The 20,427-nt window shown below is 65.2% G+C and carries 17 protein-coding genes; 5 read left to right on the top strand and 12 right to left on the bottom strand.

The window, feature by feature from the left end; all coding sequences use genetic code 11:
* Positions 1-115: 115 nt before the first annotated feature.
* The 7 genes from ACP2YP_RS00355 to ubiE form a co-directional block, all read right to left on the bottom strand.
* Positions 116-433 (bottom strand): PilZ domain-containing protein, encoded by a 318-nt coding sequence (locus ACP2YP_RS00355; RefSeq protein WP_426421690.1) that lies wholly within the window; start codon positions 431-433, stop codon positions 116-118.
* 87 nt (positions 434-520) lie between these two features.
* Positions 521-2,041 (bottom strand): tRNA (adenosine(37)-N6)-threonylcarbamoyltransferase complex ATPase subunit type 1 TsaE, encoded by a 1,521-nt coding sequence (gene tsaE / locus ACP2YP_RS00350; protein WP_426421689.1) that lies wholly within the window; start codon positions 2,039-2,041, stop codon positions 521-523.
* The gene (locus tag ACP2YP_RS00345) at positions 2,038-4,542 is read right to left on the bottom strand and encodes an ATP-binding protein (protein ID WP_426421688.1); all 2,505 of its coding nucleotides are present in this window, start codon (positions 4,540-4,542) and stop codon (positions 2,038-2,040) included. The genes tsaE and ACP2YP_RS00345 overlap by 4 nt, the downstream gene beginning before the upstream one ends.
* A 365-nt stretch (positions 4,543-4,907) precedes the next feature.
* Positions 4,908-5,366, bottom strand: coding sequence for a dUTP diphosphatase (gene dut / locus ACP2YP_RS00340; protein ID WP_426421687.1), 459 nt, complete (start codon positions 5,364-5,366; stop codon positions 4,908-4,910).
* On the bottom strand, positions 5,363-6,811 hold the full coding sequence (gene coaBC / locus ACP2YP_RS00335) for a bifunctional phosphopantothenoylcysteine decarboxylase/phosphopantothenate--cysteine ligase CoaBC (RefSeq protein ID WP_426421686.1): 1,449 nt from the start codon (positions 6,809-6,811) through the stop codon (positions 5,363-5,365). The genes dut and coaBC overlap by 4 nt, the downstream gene beginning before the upstream one ends.
* A 55-nt stretch (positions 6,812-6,866) precedes the next feature.
* The gene (gene ubiB, locus ACP2YP_RS00330; RefSeq protein WP_426421685.1) at positions 6,867-8,441 is read right to left on the bottom strand and encodes a 2-polyprenylphenol 6-hydroxylase; all 1,575 of its coding nucleotides are present in this window, start codon (positions 8,439-8,441) and stop codon (positions 6,867-6,869) included.
* Entirely contained in the window at positions 8,438-9,199 is a 762-nt protein-coding gene (gene ubiE / locus ACP2YP_RS00325) for a bifunctional demethylmenaquinone methyltransferase/2-methoxy-6-polyprenyl-1,4-benzoquinol methylase UbiE (protein ID WP_426421684.1), read from the bottom strand. Before ubiE ends, ubiB begins: the two co-directional genes overlap by 4 nt.
* Positions 9,200-9,280: 81 nt before the next feature.
* Between ubiE and mutM the strand changes: the two genes are divergently transcribed.
* On the top strand, positions 9,281-10,180 hold the full coding sequence (gene mutM / locus ACP2YP_RS00320) for a bifunctional DNA-formamidopyrimidine glycosylase/DNA-(apurinic or apyrimidinic site) lyase (RefSeq protein WP_426421683.1): 900 nt from the start codon (positions 9,281-9,283) through the stop codon (positions 10,178-10,180).
* Between the two features lie 38 nt (positions 10,181-10,218).
* Here mutM and ACP2YP_RS00315 read toward each other — a convergent pair whose 3' ends face one another.
* Both ACP2YP_RS00315 and ACP2YP_RS00310 read right to left on the bottom strand, forming a co-directional pair.
* On the bottom strand, positions 10,219-10,938 hold the full coding sequence (locus tag ACP2YP_RS00315) for an AAA family ATPase (protein ID WP_426421682.1): 720 nt from the start codon (positions 10,936-10,938) through the stop codon (positions 10,219-10,221).
* A gap of 220 nt (positions 10,939-11,158) precedes the next feature.
* Positions 11,159-11,899 carry an AAA family ATPase gene (locus ACP2YP_RS00310; protein ID WP_426421681.1) on the bottom strand — a complete coding sequence of 247 codons (741 nt, stop codon included), beginning with the start codon at positions 11,897-11,899 and terminating at the stop codon, positions 11,159-11,161.
* Between the two features lie 243 nt (positions 11,900-12,142).
* On the opposite strand from ACP2YP_RS00310, the gene ggt reads away from it, so the two are divergent.
* On the top strand, positions 12,143-13,822 hold the full coding sequence (gene ggt / locus ACP2YP_RS00305; protein ID WP_426421680.1) for a gamma-glutamyltransferase: 1,680 nt from the start codon (positions 12,143-12,145) through the stop codon (positions 13,820-13,822).
* A 181-nt stretch (positions 13,823-14,003) separates the two neighbouring features.
* Here the strand turns inward: ggt and ACP2YP_RS00300 are convergent, their stop codons facing one another.
* The gene (locus ACP2YP_RS00300; RefSeq protein WP_426421679.1) at positions 14,004-15,365 is read right to left on the bottom strand and encodes a serine protease; all 1,362 of its coding nucleotides are present in this window, start codon (positions 15,363-15,365) and stop codon (positions 14,004-14,006) included.
* Positions 15,366-15,583: 218 nt separating this feature from the next.
* Here ACP2YP_RS00300 and ACP2YP_RS00295 point away from each other — a divergent pair, with 218 nt between their 5' ends.
* Positions 15,584-16,387 (top strand): HesA/MoeB/ThiF family protein, encoded by an 804-nt coding sequence (locus ACP2YP_RS00295; protein WP_426421678.1) that lies wholly within the window; start codon positions 15,584-15,586, stop codon positions 16,385-16,387.
* A gap of 9 nt (positions 16,388-16,396) precedes the next feature.
* On the opposite strand, the gene ACP2YP_RS00290 is transcribed toward ACP2YP_RS00295, so the two are convergent.
* Positions 16,397-17,404, bottom strand: coding sequence for an aldo/keto reductase (locus ACP2YP_RS00290; protein ID WP_426421677.1), 1,008 nt, complete (start codon positions 17,402-17,404; stop codon positions 16,397-16,399).
* 119 nt (positions 17,405-17,523) lie between these two features.
* Between ACP2YP_RS00290 and ACP2YP_RS00285 the strand changes: the two genes are divergently transcribed.
* A complete protein-coding gene (locus ACP2YP_RS00285) occupies positions 17,524-18,435 on the top strand; it encodes a LysR family transcriptional regulator (protein ID WP_426421676.1) in 912 nt (303 codons plus the stop codon).
* A 137-nt stretch (positions 18,436-18,572) separates the two neighbouring features.
* Here the strand turns inward: ACP2YP_RS00285 and ACP2YP_RS00280 are convergent, their stop codons facing one another.
* Positions 18,573-19,574 (bottom strand): 2-hydroxyacid dehydrogenase, encoded by a 1,002-nt coding sequence (locus tag ACP2YP_RS00280; protein ID WP_045004896.1) that lies wholly within the window; start codon positions 19,572-19,574, stop codon positions 18,573-18,575.
* A gap of 320 nt (positions 19,575-19,894) precedes the next feature.
* Between ACP2YP_RS00280 and ACP2YP_RS00275 the strand changes: the two genes are divergently transcribed.
* Positions 19,895-20,425 (top strand): SH3 domain-containing protein, encoded by a 531-nt coding sequence (locus ACP2YP_RS00275; RefSeq protein ID WP_426421675.1) that lies wholly within the window; start codon positions 19,895-19,897, stop codon positions 20,423-20,425.
* Positions 20,426-20,427: the final 2 nt, after the last annotated feature.

Genomic DNA, 20,427 nt, shown 5'->3' with positions numbered 1-20,427 from the left:
TCTCGAGCCTCTGAAATTCGCGTTTGCAGCAATCCTAGCACGGACCGGACTCGACCGCACCGCATCTGAACGGCCTTAACCACCCCCCGTGACGGTTGTACGACGTGTGTTGCCGCTACGCCCCAACGGCTGTGGAACGCGCCTTTTTCTTCTTGTCGCCTTGCTTGAGGAAATTGACGCCGATCTGGTCACCATTCACCCAGGCCAGTTCGCAGCGCCGGTACGCTAACCCGGTGGACGACAGTACGAGAAAAAATTCCTTCAGATGCAGACCTTCGACCGAGCCGTCGATGGTCAGCTTGGCGCCGCTTTCGGAGACGTCCTCCATGGTGCATTCGCGCCGCCAGGTGCCGTCGATCCCCATCATCTGGGCCGGCACCCCACGTTCGAAAACAACCCTGCTGTTCCCGCGCTGGTCCGTTTTGACCGCCATCTGTCCTTGCTCCAGCCCTGATTTGTCCGGCTGCCTGCGGGCGATGATATCGGTGCGATGGCTAACAGCGGGTAAACCGGCTCCGGCTCAGGATTGGGGCGGCGGGACGTTGGCGAGATACCAGTCGCGCAGGGAGCCAAGCGCCGGATGCGCCAGCGAACGCTGGAGATAGGTCCAGATCCGCGGCTGGTGGCGCAGATAATGCGGCTTGCCGTCGCGGCGGTTGAGGCGGGCGAAGGTGCCGAGCAGGCGCGTGTTGCGCTGCGCCGACATGATGGCATAGAGCTCGGCAAAGCCGGCCGGATCGAAGCTTGCATCCTCGGTGCGACGCGCCTTGATGTAGCGCGACAGCAGCGTCAGCTCGAGCGCTTCGGGCACGTCGATGCGTGCATCCTGCAGCAGCGACACCACGTCGTAGGAGTGCGGTCCGAGCACGGTGTCCTGGAAGTCGATCACGCCGACGCGTGCCATGCCGGTGCGGTCCGCGAGCCAGATCAGATTGGGTGAGTGGTAGTCGCGGATGATCCAGGTCTTCGGCGCGGCCAGCGGCTTCTTCAGCAGCTCGCGCCACATCGCAAAGAATTCCGCGCGCTTCTCATCGCTCAGTGGCGCGTTACGATCGGGCAGATACCATTCCGGCATCAAACCGATTTCAATCAGCAGCGCATCGGTGTCGAAAGCGGGAATGGTATAGGTCTGCCCGTCCAGCGGCAGCGTCTCCGGCAGCGTCTTGCCGTGCAGCACGGCCAGCACGTCGGTCGCGGCTTCATAGCGCTCAGTGATCGGGCGTGGCGGATCGCCTTCGATCACGCCTTCGCTGCCGAAATCTTCCGAGATCAGAAATCCGTGGTCGAGATCGAAATGGTGGATCGCGGGCGCCGAGATGCCTGCCGCGCGCAGGCCTTCGCCGATCGCGACGAACGGCTTGATGTTCTCCGCAAGATGCACCGCGGCACCGTATGATTTTCCGTTGTAGATCGCTACGCCATCGGGGCGCTGCGGAGAGTTCATGAGGATGACGACGCCGTCGTCGCGGACCAGTCGCGCGTAGGAGCGCGTCGAGGCGTCGCCGGCCATGCACTTGCGGCCTGCGTCGATGTAGCCGGAGGCGTCGAGGAATTCGCGCAGTGCCTTCAGCCGCGCGACTGTCGCCGCAGCCTTGCCGTAGCCGGTGATGTCGGCGGCGCGCGCATTCGAGCCCAGCGCCTGGCGATGCGTCAGCGCGATGTCGATCCGGTCCGCGGGCATCGCCGATGGCGCACGCTCGGGCCATTCGATCAGCACCAGCGTCGCATCCGGCAGCAGCGATAGCCCGATCTCCTCGAGCTCGCTCTCATCCTCGACGCGATAAAGGTCCGCATGCATCACCGGAAATGCCGGCAGCTCGTAACCCTGCACCAGCGTGAAGGTCGGGCTCGGCACTTCCAGCTCTTCGTCACCGGCGAGGTAACGGATCAGGCTGCGCGCCGCGGCAGTCTTGCCGGCACCGAGATCGCCGGTGAGCGTGATGACATCGCCGGGGCCGACCAGCAGCGCGAGATCGGCCATCAATTGCGCGGTGGCCGTCTCGTTGTGAAGCGCGACAGAGAATGTGGCCGGCGCGATCATTCGGCGGCGTCGCGATGCGCCGCCTGGTCGGTCGGGAAGTCGCAGATCACGACCGTGCCTTTGCCGACGACCGAATCCACCTGCACCTTGCCGCCATGCAGCTCGACGAAGGAGCGCACCAGCGACAGCCCGAGCCCGGCGCCGCGATGACGCGAGCCCTGCGAGCGGCTTTCGAACCAGTCGAATACTTTGTCCTTCATGTCGGCAGGTATTCCAGGTCCGGAATTTGTCACAATAAAGACCACGCTGCGCTCGGTGCGGCGCGCGCTGATCCCGACGGTGGAATCCTGCGGCGAGAAGCCGACGGCGTTGGCGAGCAAATTATAGAGCACCTGCACCACGCGCTTCTCGTCGCCGACGAAGCTGCCGACATCGGGCGCGATCTCGACCTTGAGGCGGATGCGGTCGGTCGCGAGCCGGTCCTGGATGCCCTCGGCGGCGAGCTCGATGGTCTTGCTGACATCGACTGGGCCGAGTTCCAGCTTCATGGCGCCGGCGTCGATGGTAGCGAGATCCAGGATGTTGTTGGTCAGCGCGAGCAGCGCATTGGTCGATTTGGTGACGTAGTCGAGATATTCGGCCTGCTTCGGCGTCAGCGGCCCGGTCGAGGGGTCGCTGAGGAAATGCGCGAAGCCGATGATGGTGGTGAGCGGCGAGCGCAGCTCGTAGGAGACGTGGTGGACGAAATCCACCTTCATCTGGTCGGCGGTCTCCAGCGCCTCGTTGCGCTCGCGCAGCGCGCGCTCGACGTTCTCGGTGTCGGTGATGTCGAGGAAGGTCAGCATGGTCGCACCGTCATGCAACGGACGGATCATGCCGTCGAGCACGCTGCCGTCCTTGCGCTCCAGCTTGATCGGCACGTCGCCACGGTTCTCGATCGAGGTGATGGCCTCGCGGATCTGGCGCCAGACCACGGGGTCGTCGAACAGCTGATGGCACCAGCCCTCGACAGTCTGGATATGCGGTTCCTCGCGCATGGCGTCGTTCGACAGCTTCCACATCCGCAGGAACGCCGGATTGAACAGCTGCGCCCTGCCGTTGCTGCCGAACACCGCGACGCCCTCGGCGAGGCTGTCCAGGGTCTCGCGCTGGACCCGGATCATGCCGTCGAAGCGACGGGCGAGCTCGAGGCTCTCGGTGACGTCGTCGAACAGATAGGTGACGCCGCCCTCGGGATTGGGCGTGGTGACGACCGACAGCGCGCGGCCGTCGGGCAGGTACCAGGTGTCCTTGGCGGCCTCGACCGCGCGATAGGCCTCGTGCAGTTTTGCTTTCCAGGCGCGGAAGTCGGGCTGCTCCGGCAGCTTGCGCGCCGCGCGGAGCTGGTCGAGCACGCTGGAATCATCGGGTTGGGCGTCGAGGAAGGTGCGGTCGAGGTCCCACAGCCGCCGGTAGGAATCGTTGTAAAAGGCGAGCCGGCGATGGCCGTCGAACACGGCGACGCCAGACGAGAGCTGGTCGAGCGTGCGGCGATGCGCCTCCGCCATCCGCACCAGGGCTGCGCTGAGCGCATCCGCCTCGCTGGCGTCGATCGCGACGCCGACACTGCTGTTGCCGACATTGACGGCGCGCACGTCGTACATGCGCCGCTCGCCGCCGGTCACGATCGGCAGCCGCGAGGTAAAGCTCGCGCCGTCCTTCAGGCTGCGCTCCATGGCGGTGCGGTCGGCGCTGTCGAGCAGCTCGAGCTTGCGCTGCTGGGCGTCAATGATGCTGGTCGCTTCCGTCGCGCGCACATAGGCTGGATTGGCGAAGGTCAGTGCGCCGTTCTCGCCCTTGGCCCAGATCGGCCATGGCGCAGCAGCGGCGAAGCCGCGCAGCATCTCGGTCTCGTCGGAGAGCGCCCTGTAGCGCAGATTGGTCTCGGCCAGATCGCGCCGCAGGCCAGAGAGTTCGCGAATCCGGACAATGGCTTGGCCGCCGATGGCGCGGCCGATCGCTTCCAGCGTATGGCCATTGGCGGTGGTCAGCGTGAGCTGGAAGCCGTCGCCGTGCTCACGCAGCGCATCGACGGCGTGGTCCATCTGCAGCGCCGGTTCCGGCGGCAGCCAGGTTCCGAAGGCGAGCACGCGCTGCGGCGACGAATCACGCGGCAGCACCATCGAGATGTCGCCGGAGACCTGTGCGCGATGATCGCCGGCCGGCCAGGAGATCAGGACCTGCGGTTCGGCGAACAGCAGCGCGCCGAAGCGATCGGACTGGAGCTGGAGTTCCCGGATCCGCGCGCGCAGTCCCGCCTCGTTCTCGGCCGTGCGCACGCGCGTGCGCATCAGCAGGATCGCGGCCACGACCGTGAAGCCGAGCAAAGCCAGCGCGGTGGCCAGCACCGCGACCTCCTGCCGGTTGAAATCCAGCAATATCGAGAGAGTATCGACGAGGTCGGCGGCTTCCGCCGGCTCAGCCGGCAGCAGCGCTGCGAGAGCGCCTCCGAATAGGCCGTTGCGCGCCAACGAAGTGCACGACAACAGCGTCCGACGCATCGACACGATCACGCCTGACATAGTTGCCCCAAGACCGCACGAATTTACGCGCGGCGACCCCCGCCGCACGCGAATCAAACGACAATACCCTCACCGTGACTCGGCCGGTAAGAGTCCAGATCGTGAACGCAAAGGCGGCCCCCTAAAAATGCCGGCCACGCGGTTCCAATGCACGTAGTTCCTCGGGATGATTCGGCTGGAATTGCCGCACGTTAGCATGTCGGATTACTCGCCACGAAGCCAGTGCGCTCCCTCCCCCGCTTGCGGGGGAGGGTTGGGGAGAGGGTGTCTCCGCAACGGGACGCTCCCTGCGTGGAGAGAGCCCTCACCCGCCACGCTCTGCGAGCGTGCCGACCTCTCCCGCAAGCGGGAGAGGTGTAAAAAAACTAGCGGCCGGTCGAGCCGAAGCCGCCGGCGCCGCGATCGGTCGACGACAGCGTCGTCACGGGAACCAATGCGGCCTGGACCACGGGTGCGATCACCATCTGCGCGATGCGCTCGCCGCGCTTGATCACGAACGGCGCGGTGCCGTGGTTGATCAGGATCACCTTGATCTCGCCGCGATAGTCGGCGTCGATCGTGCCGGGCGAATTCAGCACGGTGACGCCGTGCTTGGCCGCAAGCCCGGAGCGCGGCCGCACCTGGGCCTCGTGTCCGGGCGGCAGGGCAATCGCAAGCCCTGTCGGCACCAGCGCATATTGGCCGGGCGAAAGCGTCATCGGCTCGCTGTCCGCCACCGCCGCCGTCAGGTCGAGGCCGGCGGCCTCCGTGGTCTGATAGGCCGGCAGCGGCAGCCCTTCCGAATGGGGCAGGCGCTGCAGTTCGACGGTGATTGTCGTGCTCAAGATGCAGGCTCCCGGGATTTGTCGGTGACGCCTTTTACGATATGCGCGACCAGTTCGATGGCGACCTGTTCCTTGGTCATCACCGGCCAGGAATCAACTGTGATCTCGCCGTTGTTCTCAGCATTCTTGCTGATGAGGTGCACGGTGTTGCGGTCGCCGCCCATCACGCCTGTGGCGGGCGAGACGTCGTTGGCGACGATCCAGTCGCAGCCCTTGCGGGCGAGTTTTGTCTTGGCGTTGTCGATCAGATGCTCGGTCTCGGCGGCGAAGCCGATCACCAGCGGCGGGCGCTTGTCGGCGAGCTTGGAGATCGTGGCGAGGATGTCGGGGTTTTCGACCAGCTGAAGCGGCGGCATGCCGGCCGAGGTCTTCTTCAGCTTCTGCCCGCCTTCATTGGCAACGCGCCAGTCGGCGACGGCGGCGGCGAAGATCGCGATGTCGGCGGGAAGTGCTGCCTGCACCTGCTCCAGCATCTGCCGCGCCGATTCCACACGCTTCACCGTGACGCCGGCGGGGTCGTCGAGATCGACCGGGCCGCTCACCAGAATCACTTCGGCCCCCGCGGCCTGCGCCGCCGCGGCAATGGCAAAGCCCTGCTTGCCCGAAGAACGATTGGCGATGTAGCGCACCGGATCGATCGGCTCGTGGGTCGGACCTGCGGTGATCAGCACGCGCTTGCCGGCGAGCGGGCGCGGCACCGCCGGCCGCAGCAGCCGCTCGGCAGCGGTCGCGATCTCGATCGCCTCGGACATGCGGCCGACACCGGCCTCGCCCGCTTCGGCCATCTCGCCGGAGTTGGGGCCGATCAGCAGCACGCCATCGCGTTGAAGCTGCGCAACGTTGCGGCGGGTCGCCGGATTGTTCCACATCAGCGGATTCATCGCCGGCGCGATCAGTATCTTGCGGTTGGTCGCGAGCAGGATGGCGCTGGCGAGATCGTCGGCATGGCCGTTGGCCATCTTGGCCATCAAATCGGCGGTCGCCGGCGCCACCACGATCAAGTCGCAGTCGCGCGCGAGGCGGATGTGGCCGGCGTCGAACTCGCTCTGGGGATCGAACAAATCGGTGTATACACGCTCATGGGAGAGGGCGCTGATCGAGAGCGGCGTGACGAATTGCGCTGCGGCCTTGGTGAGCACGCAGCGGACCTCGATGCGGCGCTCCTTCAGCCTGCGGATCAGGTCGAGCGACTTGAAGGCTGCGATCCCGCCACCGATGATCAGGGTGACGCTGGCCTCGGGGACGGCGCTGGAGCGCGGGGACGCGGGTGCAGGAGATGCCTCGGGCGGTACCGCAAACGGGGTCAGCGGCTCCTCACGGCCCTCGATCAGCTCCCGCAGGATGACCCGGACCTCCTCCTCGACCGACCGGTGGTTCTTGGCCGAACGCAGCCGCAGATAGGTTTTGACGTTTTCGTCGAGCTTACGGATGGTCAGGCTTGCCATGACGCCCCCAGCACGAAATGATAGCGATGCTATCACCCGTGTGCTTGCAGTGCAATCATAGATTCCGGACGGCGATCAGGATGCCGATGAAGGTCGCGGCAATGATCCAGAGCGCCACGGTGCGCCAGCGGTTCTTGCGGCCCTCGCTGCGCCCCATCGCGGCGATGCTCTCCGGCGACAGCCGAATGCCCTCCCGCGTCATGGTCTCGAGCTGCTCGAGCACCGCGACCGAGCGCGCGGCAAGATCCGGGAGGCGCGTCAGGATGCGGGCGAGGTCGCCGCCGCCGGCCAGCGCGCCCTGAACCCGACCGATCGGTCCGAGATTGCGCTCGATCCATTCGCGCACCACGGGATCGGCGACCTTCCAGATGTCGAGCCTGGGATCGAAGCCGCGTGCCACGCCCTCGACCACCACCATGGTCTTCTGCAGCAGGATCAGCTCGGGCCGCGTCGTCATGTCGAACAGGCCGGTGACCTCGAGCAGCAGCGTCAAGAGACGCGCCATCGAAATTTCCTCGGCGGTGCGATTGTGGATCGGTTCGCCGATGGCGCGGATCGCCTGCGCAAAATTCTCGACCGAGTGATGCGCGGGCACATAGCCCGCCTCGAAATGCACCTCGGCGACGCGGCGGTAATCGCGCGTGATGAAGCCGAGCAGGATTTCGGCGAGGAAGCGCCGCTCCTTCATGCCGAGCCGGCCCATGATGCCGAAATCGACCGCGACGAGACGGCCGGCATCGTCCAGGAACATATTGCCCGGATGCATGTCGGCGTGGAAGAAGCCGTCGCGCAGCGCGTGGCGCAGAAAACTCTGGATCACCTTGCGGCCGAGATCGGGTAAATCCACCTGCGCCTCTTCCAGGCGCTTGTGATCGTTCAGCGCGATGCCGTCGATCCACTCCATCGTCAGCACGTTGTGCGTGGTGCGGTCCCAGTCGACGGTCGGCACGCGGAAATCTGGATCGTCGCGCGTGTTCTCCGCCATCTCGGACAGCGCGGCCGCCTCGAGCCGCAAATCCATCTCCATCGCGACCGAGCGCGACATGGTGTTGATGACTTCAATCAGGCGCAGGCGCCGTGCTTCGGACGAGTAAGCCTCGGCCTTGTGCGCGACGAAGAAGAAGTCGGAGAGATCGCGGCGGAACCGCGACGCCACGCTCGGCCGCAGCACCTTGACGGCAACAGACTTGCGGATGCCATCGCGCATCACCTCGCCGCGATGCACCTGCGCGATCGAGGCGGCCGCTACCGGCGGACCGAAGCTTGCAAATACGTCCTTCAGCGGCCGTTCCAGCGACGTCGCGATTGTGGCTTCGGCTTCGGCTTGCGGAAACGGCGGCAGGCGATCCTGAAGGCTTTCGAGGTCGCGCGCCATGTTGAAGCCGACGACATCAGGACGCGTCGCGAGGAACTGGCCGAGCTTGAGATAGGCCGGGCCCATCCGTGTCAGCGCGCGCGAGATCCTTGGTCCCTGCTTGTCGCCACGGCGTTCGACGATACGCGCGAGTTTCAGCGCAAGCTGTCCGGGCGGCGGCACCAGGCTTGGGTCGACGGCGCCGAACACGCCCTCGCGCGCGAACACGAACGCGGCACGGATCAGGCGCGAAATGTGGGTGATGGCAGAGATCACAAACGCCAGCCCGAATGCAGTGCGACGATGCCGCCGGTCAGGGTCTGAAAGCTGACGCGAGAAAAGCCGGCGTCGCGGATCATGTCGGCGAACGCATTTGGCTTCGGAAACTTGCGGATCGATTCGACGAGATATTGGTAAGATTCGGCGTCGCCCGTCACCATGCGGCCGAGCGGCGGGATCACCCTGAACGAGAACAGATCATAGAGCTTGTCGAGGCCGGGCATCTCGACGGTGGAGAATTCCAGACACAGGAAGCGGCTGCCGGGCTTGAGCACGCGATCGGCCTCGCGCAACGCCTTGTCGATCTGCGGCACGTTGCGAATGCCGAAAGCGATCGTATAGGCGTCAAAGCTGCGGTCGGCGAAGGCGAGCGCTTCGGCATTGCCCTCGACGAAATCGACCTGGGTTTCGAGGTGGCGCTTGGCGGCACGCTCGCGGCCGACCGCCAGCATGTCGGAATTGATGTCGCATACGGTGGCATGGAAGCCCGGACCTGCCGCCTTGGCGGCCCGGAACGAGATGTCGCCGGTACCGCCGGCAACGTCGAGCAATGCAAACGGCCGGTCGCCCCGCGGCGGATCCAGCGCGTTGATCATGATGTCCTTCCAGACCCGGTGCAGGCCGCCGGACATCAAATCGTTCATCAAATCATAGCGCGACGCCACGCTGTGAAACACATCGTTCACCAGCGTCTGCTTATCCCCCAGGGGAACGTCTTTGAAGCCAAAATGCGTGGTTTCGCCCGGCCGATCCATTACTCTACTCCACGACGCGGACCATAGCGCGGCCGCCGCAATGGCGCTATCACACCGCCCTCATAAGGTGAATGCCTGACCATGCCTGAATTGCCCGAAGTCGAGACCGTCCGCCGCGGCCTTCAGCCCGTCATGGAGGGCGCGAAAATCGTCGTCGCGGAGGCCCGCAGGCCGGATCTGCGGTTTCCCTTCCAGCCCGATTTCGTGGCACGGCTCCAGGGACAGGTCGTCACGGGCCTCGGTCGTCGCGCAAAATATCTCATGGCCGATCTCGCCTCCGGCGACGTGCTGTTGATGCATCTGGGCATGTCGGGCTCGTTCCGAATCATCAAGCCGGACAACCAGGCTGCACCCGGTGAGTTTCACTATCCGCGGGGCAAAGACTCGACGCACGACCACGTGCTGTTTCGAATGTCCTCGGGCGCTGACATCGTCTTCAACGATCCGCGCCGCTTCGGTTACATGAAAGTGATCGCGCGCAACGCACTCGAGGACGAGCCGCTGCTGCGCGACCTCGGCCCCGAGCCGCTCGGCAACGAGTTTGATGCAACGATGCTGGCGCGGTCCTGTGAGGGCAAGACCACGAGCCTGAAGGCGGCGCTGCTAGACCAGCGCGTGGTGGCAGGGCTTGGCAACATCTATGTTTGCGAAGCGTTGCATCGTTCGCATCTGTCGCCGCGCCGAATCGCTGCGACGCTCGCGACCAAGGGTCGCAGGGGTGTTGGCGGGGGCGAGCCGACCGATCATGCGAAGAGATTGGTCGGTGCCATCCATACCGTGCTGAACGACGCCATCAAGGCCGGCGGCTCCAGCTTGCGCGACCATCGCCAGACCTCGGGCGAGCTCGGATACTTCCAGCACTCGTTCAGGGTCTACGACCGCGAGGGCGAGACCTGCAAGACGCCTGCTTGCGGCGGTACGGTGAAGCGTTTCACGCAGAACGGGCGGTCGACTTTCTGGTGTCCGAAATGTCAGAAGTGAACCGGAGCGGTTGCGGTGCCCAATCGAGGCTCGCGCAATCATAGACATGAGTCCCAGGGTACGTCGGGGTCTTCCTCATCGAGACGGCCGGGCGAAGCCGAGCGACCTCCGGCCACCAACTGACTTCGCAAACGCGTTTCGATCCATTCCCAGAGACGGCGGACCTCATCAGCCGCCTTGCCGTCCGGTGCGTATTCGAGAGCAGTGAGGCCGGCGGCGAGCGCATCCTGGTGATCATTGCGGGTCGCGATGAACGGCAGAGCCACGATGCCGGCAAGCTCGTGCTGCGTCTCGTGACTCAGCGAGAGCGCCGCGAGATTGCTGCGTTCGCCGCGGATCGGTGCCTGGTTAAGAATGAATGCAAATGGCCTCCGCGCAGCTTTGACGACGCGCAGCGTCAAAACGGTCGATTCGAGATCGACGATGCTTGGCCGGGTTGGCAGGAGGCAAAGGTCGGCACAAAGAATTGCGGTCCGCGTCGCCGCATTCATGCCGGCCGAGGTATCGATGATGGCGAGGTCAACTCCCTCGCGGCGAAGCTTCCGCAACTGCGGTTCGATCTCGACGGCGTCCTGAACGGCTTCGACGACCAGGTCATGCGCCGGTCGGCGGTGTTGCCAATTTGACAGCGTTGCCTGCGGGTCGGTGTCGAGCAGGCGAACCAGATTGCCGTCCTGCTGCGCCGCGAGCGCGATGCCGGCGGCGAGCGTGCTTTTGCCGCAGCCGCCTTTTTGTGTAGCGAAGACCAGTGTGCGCATCGAGCGGCCCTAGCCGACAACGAAGCGCATCTCGAACGCAATCGCTGTCATGTCGCGAATCACCTCTGAGGATGCCGCAGCATGACAGTTTTGTGAATGTTGTACGAATACGGATGCGAGTCGAAGCAATCCGGCAGGGCTGGTGGCCGGATTGCTTCGTCGCTTGGGCTCTTTCACCGGATAGCGAGGAGCCCGTCTGCGGCCTGAGCGATAGCCCCGCTCAGGACGCCAGAGTCGTCGTGTCGTTCGGTGCCTGTTCGGCGACGACGTGCAGCATGCCCTCGGCAGCCGAGATGACCTGGTCGATCAGAACATTGGTCGCCGAGATGTTGAGCCGGGTCTCAACCCACTGCCAGAGGCCGCGGACTTCCTCGGTCGACTTGCCGTTCGGCACGAATTCGCTGACCGCAAGGCCTGAGGCTAGCGAGTCCTGGTGATCGTTGCGCATCACGATCATGGGGCGTGCGAGCACGTCGCCGAGATCGAGCGCGGCTTCTTCGGCGACGGCGTTGGCCGCGTTGTCGATGCGCTGGCCGCGGATTGGCGTCTGGTTCAGCACGAAGCTGTAGGGACGTTTCCAGGCGCGCGCGACGCTGAGCGTGGAGATGGTCGCCTCGATGTCGGCGACGCTCGGGCGGGCCGGGATCAGGCAGAGGTCGGAATAGCGGATCGCGGCGGTGGTGGCGGCGCTGAGGCCGGCCGCGGTGTCGACGATCGCGAGCTGCAGACCGCTCTCGGCCAGCATCTTCAGCCGCGGCGCGAAATCGGCGGCGTGATAGATCGGCTCGACGACGATATCGTCATTGTTGCGGCGGCGCTGCCAGTTGGAGAGGGTGCCCTGCGGGTCGGTCTCGATCAGGCGGACGGTGAAGCCGGCCTGCTTGGCCGCCAGCGCGAGGCCGATGGCGAGGGTGCTCTTGCCACTGCCGCCCTTTTGGGTGGCGAGTACGATCGTGTGCATTGGAAGATCAATCCTTTGGAGTGCCTGGGTCCAGGGGTAACGCCACGCGAACGTGCATCGCTTCTTGATGCTGAGCTCTTCTCGCCCAGGACGTGCCCTGCCCGATCCAAAGGGGACCGCGGATGTCCGAATCAACGGTAATAATGATGGCAGAATCGGGAATGCCAGCTAATCCGTACCATTACTGGACCCGTAATCCTGCGTGTGATGTGCTCGCCGCAGTGAATAAGAAGGGCAAGCGGCATGGGCGGAAATTGGCGCGACAGGACGGCAACGAGCTTTGAATGCCAGAAGATGCCCGCGGTCTCGAGCCGCGGCATGGTGGTGAGCAACCATCCCCTCGCCTCCAGCGCCGGGATCGAGATGCTGGCGGCCGGCGGCAACGCCATCGATGCCGCCATTGCCACCCTGTTCACGTTGACCGTGGTCGAGCCGATGATGGTCGGCATCATCGGCGGCGGCATGGCGCATATCCAGCTGGCGGACGGCAGCCACCGCTTCATCGATGGCCAGAGCACGGTGCCCGCGGCGGTCCGCGACACCACCTACACGTCGAAGCCGGGCTCGGCCCATGACGTGTTCGATACCGTCGGCAACGAGAACCTCAACGGGCCGAAGGCGGTCGCCACGCCGGGATCGCTGAAAGCCTGGTGCGAGACGTTGCGCCGGTTCGGCACCATGAGCCTCGCCGAAATCATGCAGCCCGCGATCAAACACGCGGCGCGCGGCTATGCCGCGACGCCGTACTTGCACGAATGCATCAGCGAGAGCGCCGCCGCGATGCGCAAGGACAAGCCGATCGCGGCGATCTATCTGCCTGATGGAGAGCCGCTCAAGGTCGGCGAGCGCGTGGTGCAGGCCGAATATGCCGAGACGCTTCGCTATATCGCCGACCACGGCGAGGCTGCGCTCTACGAGGGGCCGCTCGGCGACATTCTCGTCGACTACATGGAAAGGGCCGGCGGCTTTATCCGCCGCAACGATCTCACTTCTTACAAGACCGTCGAGCGGCAGCCGATCCGCGCCGACTATCGCGGTTGGACAATTTTGGGGCCGCCGCCGCCTGCGGCCTCCGGGGTGCATATCGCGCAAATGCTCAACATCCTGGAGGGCTACGACATCGGCGGCCTCGGCTTCGGCACGGCCGAGACCATCCATTACCTCGCCGAAGTCATGAAGATCGCCTTCGCCGACCGCGCCGCGGCCAGCGGCGATCCTGACTATGTCGGCGTGCCCGTTGAGATGCTGACGTCAAAAGCCTACGCCGAGCAGCGCCGCCGCGCGATCGATCCGGCGCGGGCGCAAGCCTGGGGCGCCGGCGTGACGCAGCTCGAAAGCGCGCACACCACGCACATGACGGCAGCCGACGCCTTCGGCAACGTGGTCGCGACCACGCAGACCATCAACAATCTGTTCGGCGCCAAGATCATGATCCCGGGTCTCGGCGCCATCGCCAACAATTACATGAACCTGTTCGATCCGCGGCCGGGCCATGCGCTCTCGCTGGCGCCGGGCAAGCGCGTGACCACCTCGATGTCGCCGATGATGGCGCTTCGTGACGGCAAGCTGCGCTACGCGTTGGGCCTCCCCGGCGGAAAACGCATCTTCCCGAGCGCGATGCAGGCGCTGGTCAATCTGATCGATCACGGCATGAGCCTGCAGGAGGCGGTCGAAGCGCCGCGGGTCTGGACCGAAGGCAATGCGCTCGAGGTCGAGCAGACGGTGCCGGAGATCGTGCGCGCAAAACTCGCGGAGCTCGGCCACAAGGTTCAGCCGGTCGCAACGGTCGCCGGCGGCATGAACGGCATCGCCTTCCACGACGACGGCACCATGACCGGCGCCGCCTGCTGGCGCGCGGATGGCACGCCGGTCGGGATTTCTGGCGGCCTCGCGAAGAGCGGGATCAGGTTCAGGCTGAACTAGGTCTCGATGGAGCCCGCTTAGCTAACCACGGGCTCAACCTCTCCCGCCTGCGGGAGAGGTCGGCGCGTAGCGCCGGGTGAGGGCTCTTTCCTCATCGGGGCTGTCTCATTGCGGAGATACCCTCTCCCCGACCCTCTCCCGCAAGCGGGAGAGGGGGCGCACCTCTCGCGCAGCGCCCGCGTCACTTCCGCACGCAGATCACGCGCACGACGGCGGACTTCGCATCCGTTGACGTGCCGTTCGCGGCGACGCCATTCGTTTTCAGGAAATCGCGTACGGCATCAAGGGAAACCATCACCGCTTGTGATGCCGGCGCCGCCGTTGCAGGTCCCGCGACCATTGCCGGCTTCAACAGCGCAACGCCGGCGAACTTGCCCTCGCCATCAACCGCCGGCCCGCCGGAAAATCCAACGGCGGGTGGTGGCGACAGTGCAGCATCGCCGCCACCAACCGATGCCAGCGCGGCCCTGACGCTCGACACGCCCGCCGCGCCGCCCTGGCTTTGCGGATCGGCGATGCCGATGACATCGACGCTCGTCTTCGCCGCTCCGCCGGCGAGGCTGAGCGGCTTCAGGCTGCGCGCGCCATAGATGTGCAGCAGAGCGAGGTCGTGCTCCCCGTCCTCGGCGAGACGATCGGCATTGCCGTAGCCGCCGATGGTGATGGCGAGACAGGAATCGGTGACGAGACGGTCGGCCAGAATCGAGCCGTCATCGCTGACGACGATGCCGGTGCCATATTCGACGGTCTTGCGCGGCGGCGGCCCCGCCTGCGGTCCCGTTGGAAATGCATTGAACGCACTCGACATCGCGATCACGACAGGCTCGACCATGTTCTCGGTCGCCTGGTCGTACAAGATCGTCATGATGCGGACTTCGTCACCCTTGAAGGTGCCGCGCACGTAAAACTTCTTCAGGCCCTGCAATCCCGACAGCACGAAGAAATCGGGCTTCACCACGGTATAGTCGACCTTGCGTCCGGCCGGTTCCTTCTTCTCGGCGTCCGCGAGTTTTGCGGTCGTCGGGTTCGCCTCCTTGCGACGGCTGAGCAGCACCTGGACAGTTCCGGTCGGCGAGCTCCATTTCGAGCCATTGGCGTCTGTGGCCTGCTGCGGCACCAGTTTCGAGGGAATGCCGAGCCGCGCACCGCTGGTCATCTCCGTCACGATTTTCCAGCCGACGCTGTCCTGCTTGCGCCGCGCAGTCTCGGCGAGCGCGGCGCGCTCCTGCGGGTTGAGCACGCCGGTCGGTTTGCCGCCCTTGGCTTTCTGGTACTCCTTGATGGCGTCGACCATGCGCGAGCTGACATCGCCGGTGATGGCTCCGTTATATTCGCCGACCCAGGCAAGGTCGGACTGAAGCGACAGCCGCTCGGCCTGCGCCATCGCATCGGCGGTCTCCGATGGTGTCTGCAATACGGGCGGGCGGATCGGAACGGTCTGGACCACTTTCGGCTTGGTGCCGGGGACCTGCGGCGTCGTCATCTGGGCGCTGGCGCCTGTGGCAGATGTAAACATCAGTGTTGCCGCAAGCATCGATCTCATGACAAATCCAGCCAGCCCATTGAACGCGCTGCCATTGAAGCACATCTCGTTGGTCGCGAACAATGTTGCGGTGGTTCAGTTGACGACCCTCATCCTGAGGAGCCGCGCAAGCGGCGTCTCGAAGGATGAAGGCAGAGTTGCCGAAGAGTGGGCCTTCATGGTTCGAGACGGCGCTCCGCGCCTCCTCACCATGAGGGTCGAGAGAACGAAGGACGACGATGCTTAGCCCGGACGAACTTGAACGCTATGCCCGCCATATCGTCTTGCGCGATGTCGGCGGTCCCGGCCAGGCTGCGCTGAAGCGGGCCTCCGCGCTGGTGATCGGCGCCGGCGGGCTCGGCGCGCCGGCTCTGATGTATCTGGCTGCGGCCGGCATTGGCACGCTCGGCGTGGTCGATGACGACGTCGTGTCGCTGTCCAACCTTCAGCGCCAGGTCATCCATACGACGCCCGACATCGGCCGGCACAAGGTCGAGAGCGCGGCCGAGCGGATCGCGGCGCTGAATCCGCATGTCCGTTTCGTCGGCCACGCCACCTGGCTCAATGCCGACAATGCGCTGAGCCTGATCGGCGACTACGATCTCGTGCTCGACGGTTCCGACAATTTCTCGACGCGCTATCTGGTCTCGGATGCCTGCTTCTTCGCGAAGCGGCCGCTGATCACCGCGGCGCTCGGCACGTTCGACGGTTCGCTCACGACGATCCGCGCGCATGAGACAAACGAGCAGGGCGAATTCAACCCGACCTATCGCTGCCTGTTTCCGGAGGCGCCGCCGCCCGGCACCGTGCCGGCCTGCGCCGAGGCCGGCGTCATGGGCGCGCTTGCGGGCGTGATGGGCTCGATGATGGCGCTGGAGGCGATCCGCGAGATCGTCGGTTTCGGCAACGGCCTGGTCGGCCGTCTCCTGATGATTGATGCGCGCGCGATGCGCTTCGAGACGCTGCGCTATGCGCGCGATCCGGCCAATCCGCTCAACGGCGACGGGCCGGTCATGACGGATCTCAGCGCCCATCGCCCCTGATTGAAGCCGCTAAACGGTGGCCGGCTTCTCGCTGTCGAGATGCGCCATCTGCTCGGCGGCGTAGCGCGTGCCGGCGGCGACGTTCGGCGGGAAGGCTTTTGCCAGCGCGGCCAGGTGCGCCGTCGTCAGCGTCACCTTGGTCGCACCGAGCGCCTCGGTGAGCCGGTTGCGGGTGCGGGCGCCGACCAGCGGCACGATCTCCTTGCCCTGCGCCGCAACCCAGGCGATCGCGACCTGTGCCGGCGTTGCGCCAATCTCGGCTGCGATGGCGCGGAGCTGCTCCACCAGCGCGAGATTGGCGTCGAGATTCGCGCCCTGGAAGCGCGGCGTCATCAGCCGAAAATCCCTGCCGGCTTTGCCAGAGTCCTTCGACCAATGGCCGCTGATCAGGCCGCGCGCCAGCACGCCGTAAGCCGTGATGGCGATGCCGAGCTCGCGGCAGGTTTTCAGGATATCGCGTTCGATGCCGCGTTCGATCAACGAATATTCGATCTGGAGATCGGCGATCGGATGCACCGCGTGCGCGCGGCGGATGGTGTCGGAGCCGACCTCTGACAGGCCGATATGCCTGATATAGCCGGCCTTCACGAGCTCAGCGAGACCACCGATCGTTTCCTCGATCGGCACGGAGGGATCGAGCCGCGCTGGGCGATAGACGTCGATATAGTCGGTGCCGAGGCGCTGCAAGGAATAGGCGAGGAAGTTTTTGGTCGCGGCTGGCCGCGTGTCCATTCCGATGAAGTCACCGGCGGGACCGCGCAGCGCGCCAAACTTCACGCTGATCTGCACTTTATCGCGCGGGACATTTGCCAGCGCCTCGCGCACCAGCATCTCGTTGTGACCCATGGCGTAGAAATCGCCGGTGTCGAGCAGCGTGATGCCTGCATCGAGCGCGGCGTGAACCGTGGCGATGGCTTCGCCGCGATCGGCGGGGCCGTAGACCTCGGACATGCCCATGCAGCCGAGGCCAAGGACGGAGACGTTGGGGCCGGTCGAACCGAGTTTGCGCTGTTCCATGATGGGTCTCCTCGAAAAGGCGGCGGCCGATGGCGCCGCGTGGCGGAGGCACATATGCGCCCTGTCCATTACGGCGATAAGCTGGACAATGCGGAATGCCTTGTTCATCATATCGAACAATGGCTGATCCCGACCTGCGCGATCTCGACGCCTTCGTGGCGGTCGCCCGCACCCGCAATTTCAGGCGGGCGGCGGTTGAAATTCGCGTGTCCGTGTCGAGCCTTAGCCAGCGGCTGCGGGACCTGGAGGAGCGCCTCGGCGTCCGCCTGATGAACCGCACCACCCGCAGCGTCGCGCTGACTGAGGCGGGCGAGCTGTTGCTGTCACGGGTGGCCCCGGCCTTGCGCGACGTCGGCGATGCCCTGGATCAGGTCCGGGGCCTGCGCGAAGTTGCCTCGGGCCGCCTGCGCATCAACGCGCCGCCGCCGGCGGTGGACCTGGTGCTGGCGCCGATGGTCGGACCGTTTCTTAGCGAGCATCCGCAGGTCGACCTCGACATCGTCTCCGAGAGCGGCTTCGTCGACATCGTCAGCGCCGGCTACGATGCCGGCGTCCGTTACGGCGAACATCTCGCGCAGGACATGGTCGCGACCCCGCTGAGCGGTCCGCAGCACTATGTCGTCGTCGCCTCGCCCGATTATGTCGCGCGCCGCGGCAGGCCGAAACATCCGAAGGATTTGCTCGACCACGACTGCATTCGCGGGCGCTACTCGAGCGGCGTCATGCATGATTGGGAATTTGAAAAGGCCGGCCAGATCGTGAAGGTCGATCCGCCCGCAAAACTGATTTCGACCAACATGGGTCTAGCGATCCGCGCCGCGCTCGATGGCGTCGGCATCTGGACAAGCCTCGATGGCTATGTCGGCGACGCCGTGAAGTCCGGTGCGTTGGTCAGCTTGATGGAAGACTGGTGCGAGCCGTTCCCGGGCCCGTTCCTCTACTACCCAAGCCGGCGCCAGGTGCCACCGGCGCTGCGAGCGTTCATTGATTTTGTCGCCGACTGGCGTAAGCGAAATATGTCGCCAACCTAGACCCTCATGGTGAGGAGGCGCGAAGCGCCGTCTCGAACCATGCAGGCCCGGACCTCGCCTTTGGCCATCCTTCGAGACGCCGCTACGCGGCTCCTCAGGATGAGGGCGGAGAACTCATGACGCAGTAGATTGGAATCTCAGAGCATGCTCGGCAGCACGCGATCCGGCGGCTTGTGGGCGTCGAGGAAGGTGCGGATGTTGATGATCACCTTCTCGCCCATCTCGACGCGGCCTTCGATCGTGGCCGAGCCCATATGCGGCAACAGCGTCACCTTTCCGGCTTTGGCGAGCCGCACCAGCTTTGGATTGACCGCCGGCTCGTGCTCGTAGACGTCGAGGCCGGCGCCGCCGATCTCGCCGCCTTCGATCAGCTTGATCAGCGTGTCCTCGTCGGTAACTCCGCCGCGTGCGGTGTTGACGATGTAGGCGTCCTTGCGGATCAGCTTCAGCCGCCGCGCCGACAGCAGATGATAGGTCGCCGGCGTGTGCGGACAGTTCACCGAGATGATGTCCATCCGCGCCAGCATCTGGTCGAGGCTTTCCCAATAGGTCGCACCAAGCTCTTCGGCGATCTTCGGCGCGACGGGACGGCGGTTGTGATAGTGGATCTGCAAGCCGAACGCGCGGGCGCGGCGTGCGACCGCCTGGCCGATGCGGCCCATGCCGATGATGCCGAGGCGTTTGCCGCCGATGCGGTGGCCGAGCATCCAGGTCGGCGACCAGCCGGCCCAGGGCTTTCCTTCCGTCAGCACCGAGGCGCCTTCGATCATTCGGCGCGGCACCGCCAGGATTAGCGCCATGGTCATGTCGGCGGTGTCTTCGGTCAAAACCTTTGGCGTGTTGGTGACGGTGATGCCGCGGGCATGGGCGGCCTCGACATCGATATTGTCGACACCGTTGCCGAAATTCGCGATCAGGCGCAGCTTGCAGTCGGGCTGATTGACGATGTCGGCGCTGATGTGATCGGTGACGGTCGGAACCAGGATGTCGGCGGTGCGCGCGGCTTCCGCGATCTGCTCGGCAGACATTGGTGTGTCGTCAAGATTGATACGTGCGTCGAACAGCTCGCGCATCCGGGTCTCGATCGAGTCCGGCAGCTTGCGCGTCACCACGACGAGGGGCTTTTTCTTCACCGACATGTCCTGCCCTCATGAGGCGTTGCAGGCTGCCTCTGTCGCCAAAGGCCGGCCGTTGAGGCCTCATTAACCCGGTTGTTCGACACTGCCTTGGCCGTGTCGTCCCCGGCGTTTCCTTCAAGCTTTCCCCCCACTTTCCGGCCGGAAAATCGGGGCAAACTGGTTGTTCAGATGTCCGTCCTCTCTAGCAGAAGGCCGGGCCAAGACAAGAACCACGGGTTTGGCGGAACACCCGCGTGGGGCGGGAGAGGGGTTTACACGGCAGGTTTCGGAATTTGGGGTGAGGACCTGGTCTGGCCGGGTCTTCGACAGGAGACGGGTTGATGGCGTTGGGGCGTTTTTGTTCGGTGGTGGCGCTCGTTTGCACCTGGTTGAGCGCCTCGGTCAGCCCCGGGCACTCGGCCAAGGACAGCACCCCCCAGACGGCCAGCGGCCTTCCGGTGCCGCGCTATGTCAGCCTCAAATCGGATCACGTGAACGTCCGCGCCGGCCCGACCAAGGACAATGACGTGGCCTGGGTCTACACCCGTTCCGGCCTGCCGGTTGAAATCACCGCCGAGTTCGAGAACTGGCGCCGGGTGCGCGATTCCGAGGGCGCCGAGGGCTGGGTCTATCATTCGCTGCTGTCGGGCCGCCGCACTGCGGTGGTCACCATGAAGCATAAGGACGACCTCGCGCCGATCTATGACCGCGCCGATGCCGACAGCGCGGTGGCCGCAAAACTTCAGGCCGGCGTCGTCACCCAGGTGAAAAAGTGCATCACCAGCTGGTGCCACGTCACCGGCAACGGCTTTGACGGCTGGATCCAGCAGGAGCGCCTCTGGGGCGTCTACGCCGACGAGCAGGTGAATTGACG

The sequence above is a fragment of the Bradyrhizobium genosp. A genome (assembly GCF_049949275.1).
Taxonomy (GTDB): Bacteria; Pseudomonadota; Alphaproteobacteria; order Rhizobiales; family Xanthobacteraceae; genus Bradyrhizobium.
Note: the sequence above shows the minus strand (reverse complement) of the source record. Positions and strands in the feature narration are given on the sequence as shown.

Excerpts from the sequence above, each read along its gene's own strand:
- ACP2YP_RS00355 (WP_426421690.1), bottom strand. The coding sequence starts at position 433 with ATGGCGGTCAAAACGGACCAGCGCGGGAACAGCAGGGTTGTTTTCGAA.
- tsaE (WP_426421689.1), bottom strand. The coding sequence starts at position 2,041 with ATGATCGCGCCGGCCACATTCTCTGTCGCGCTTCACAACGAGACGGCC.
- ACP2YP_RS00345 (WP_426421688.1), bottom strand. The coding sequence starts at position 4,542 with ATGTCAGGCGTGATCGTGTCGATGCGTCGGACGCTGTTGTCGTGCACT.
- coaBC (WP_426421686.1), bottom strand. The coding sequence starts at position 6,811 with ATGGCAAGCCTGACCATCCGTAAGCTCGACGAAAACGTCAAAACCTAT.
- ubiE (WP_426421684.1), bottom strand. The coding sequence starts at position 9,199 with ATGGATCGGCCGGGCGAAACCACGCATTTTGGCTTCAAAGACGTTCCC.
- mutM (WP_426421683.1), top strand. The coding sequence starts at position 9,281 with ATGCCTGAATTGCCCGAAGTCGAGACCGTCCGCCGCGGCCTTCAGCCC.
- ACP2YP_RS00315 (WP_426421682.1), bottom strand. The coding sequence starts at position 10,938 with ATGCGCACACTGGTCTTCGCTACACAAAAAGGCGGCTGCGGCAAAAGC.
- ACP2YP_RS00310 (WP_426421681.1), bottom strand. The coding sequence starts at position 11,899 with ATGCACACGATCGTACTCGCCACCCAAAAGGGCGGCAGTGGCAAGAGC.
- ggt (WP_426421680.1), top strand. The coding sequence starts at position 12,143 with ATGGGCGGAAATTGGCGCGACAGGACGGCAACGAGCTTTGAATGCCAG.
- ACP2YP_RS00300 (WP_426421679.1), bottom strand. The coding sequence starts at position 15,365 with ATGAGATCGATGCTTGCGGCAACACTGATGTTTACATCTGCCACAGGC.
- ACP2YP_RS00295 (WP_426421678.1), top strand. The coding sequence starts at position 15,584 with ATGCTTAGCCCGGACGAACTTGAACGCTATGCCCGCCATATCGTCTTG.
- ACP2YP_RS00290 (WP_426421677.1), bottom strand. The coding sequence starts at position 17,404 with ATGGAACAGCGCAAACTCGGTTCGACCGGCCCCAACGTCTCCGTCCTT.
- ACP2YP_RS00285 (WP_426421676.1), top strand. The coding sequence starts at position 17,524 with ATGGCTGATCCCGACCTGCGCGATCTCGACGCCTTCGTGGCGGTCGCC.
- ACP2YP_RS00280 (WP_045004896.1), bottom strand. The coding sequence starts at position 19,574 with ATGTCGGTGAAGAAAAAGCCCCTCGTCGTGGTGACGCGCAAGCTGCCG.
- ACP2YP_RS00275 (WP_426421675.1), top strand. The coding sequence starts at position 19,895 with ATGGCGTTGGGGCGTTTTTGTTCGGTGGTGGCGCTCGTTTGCACCTGG.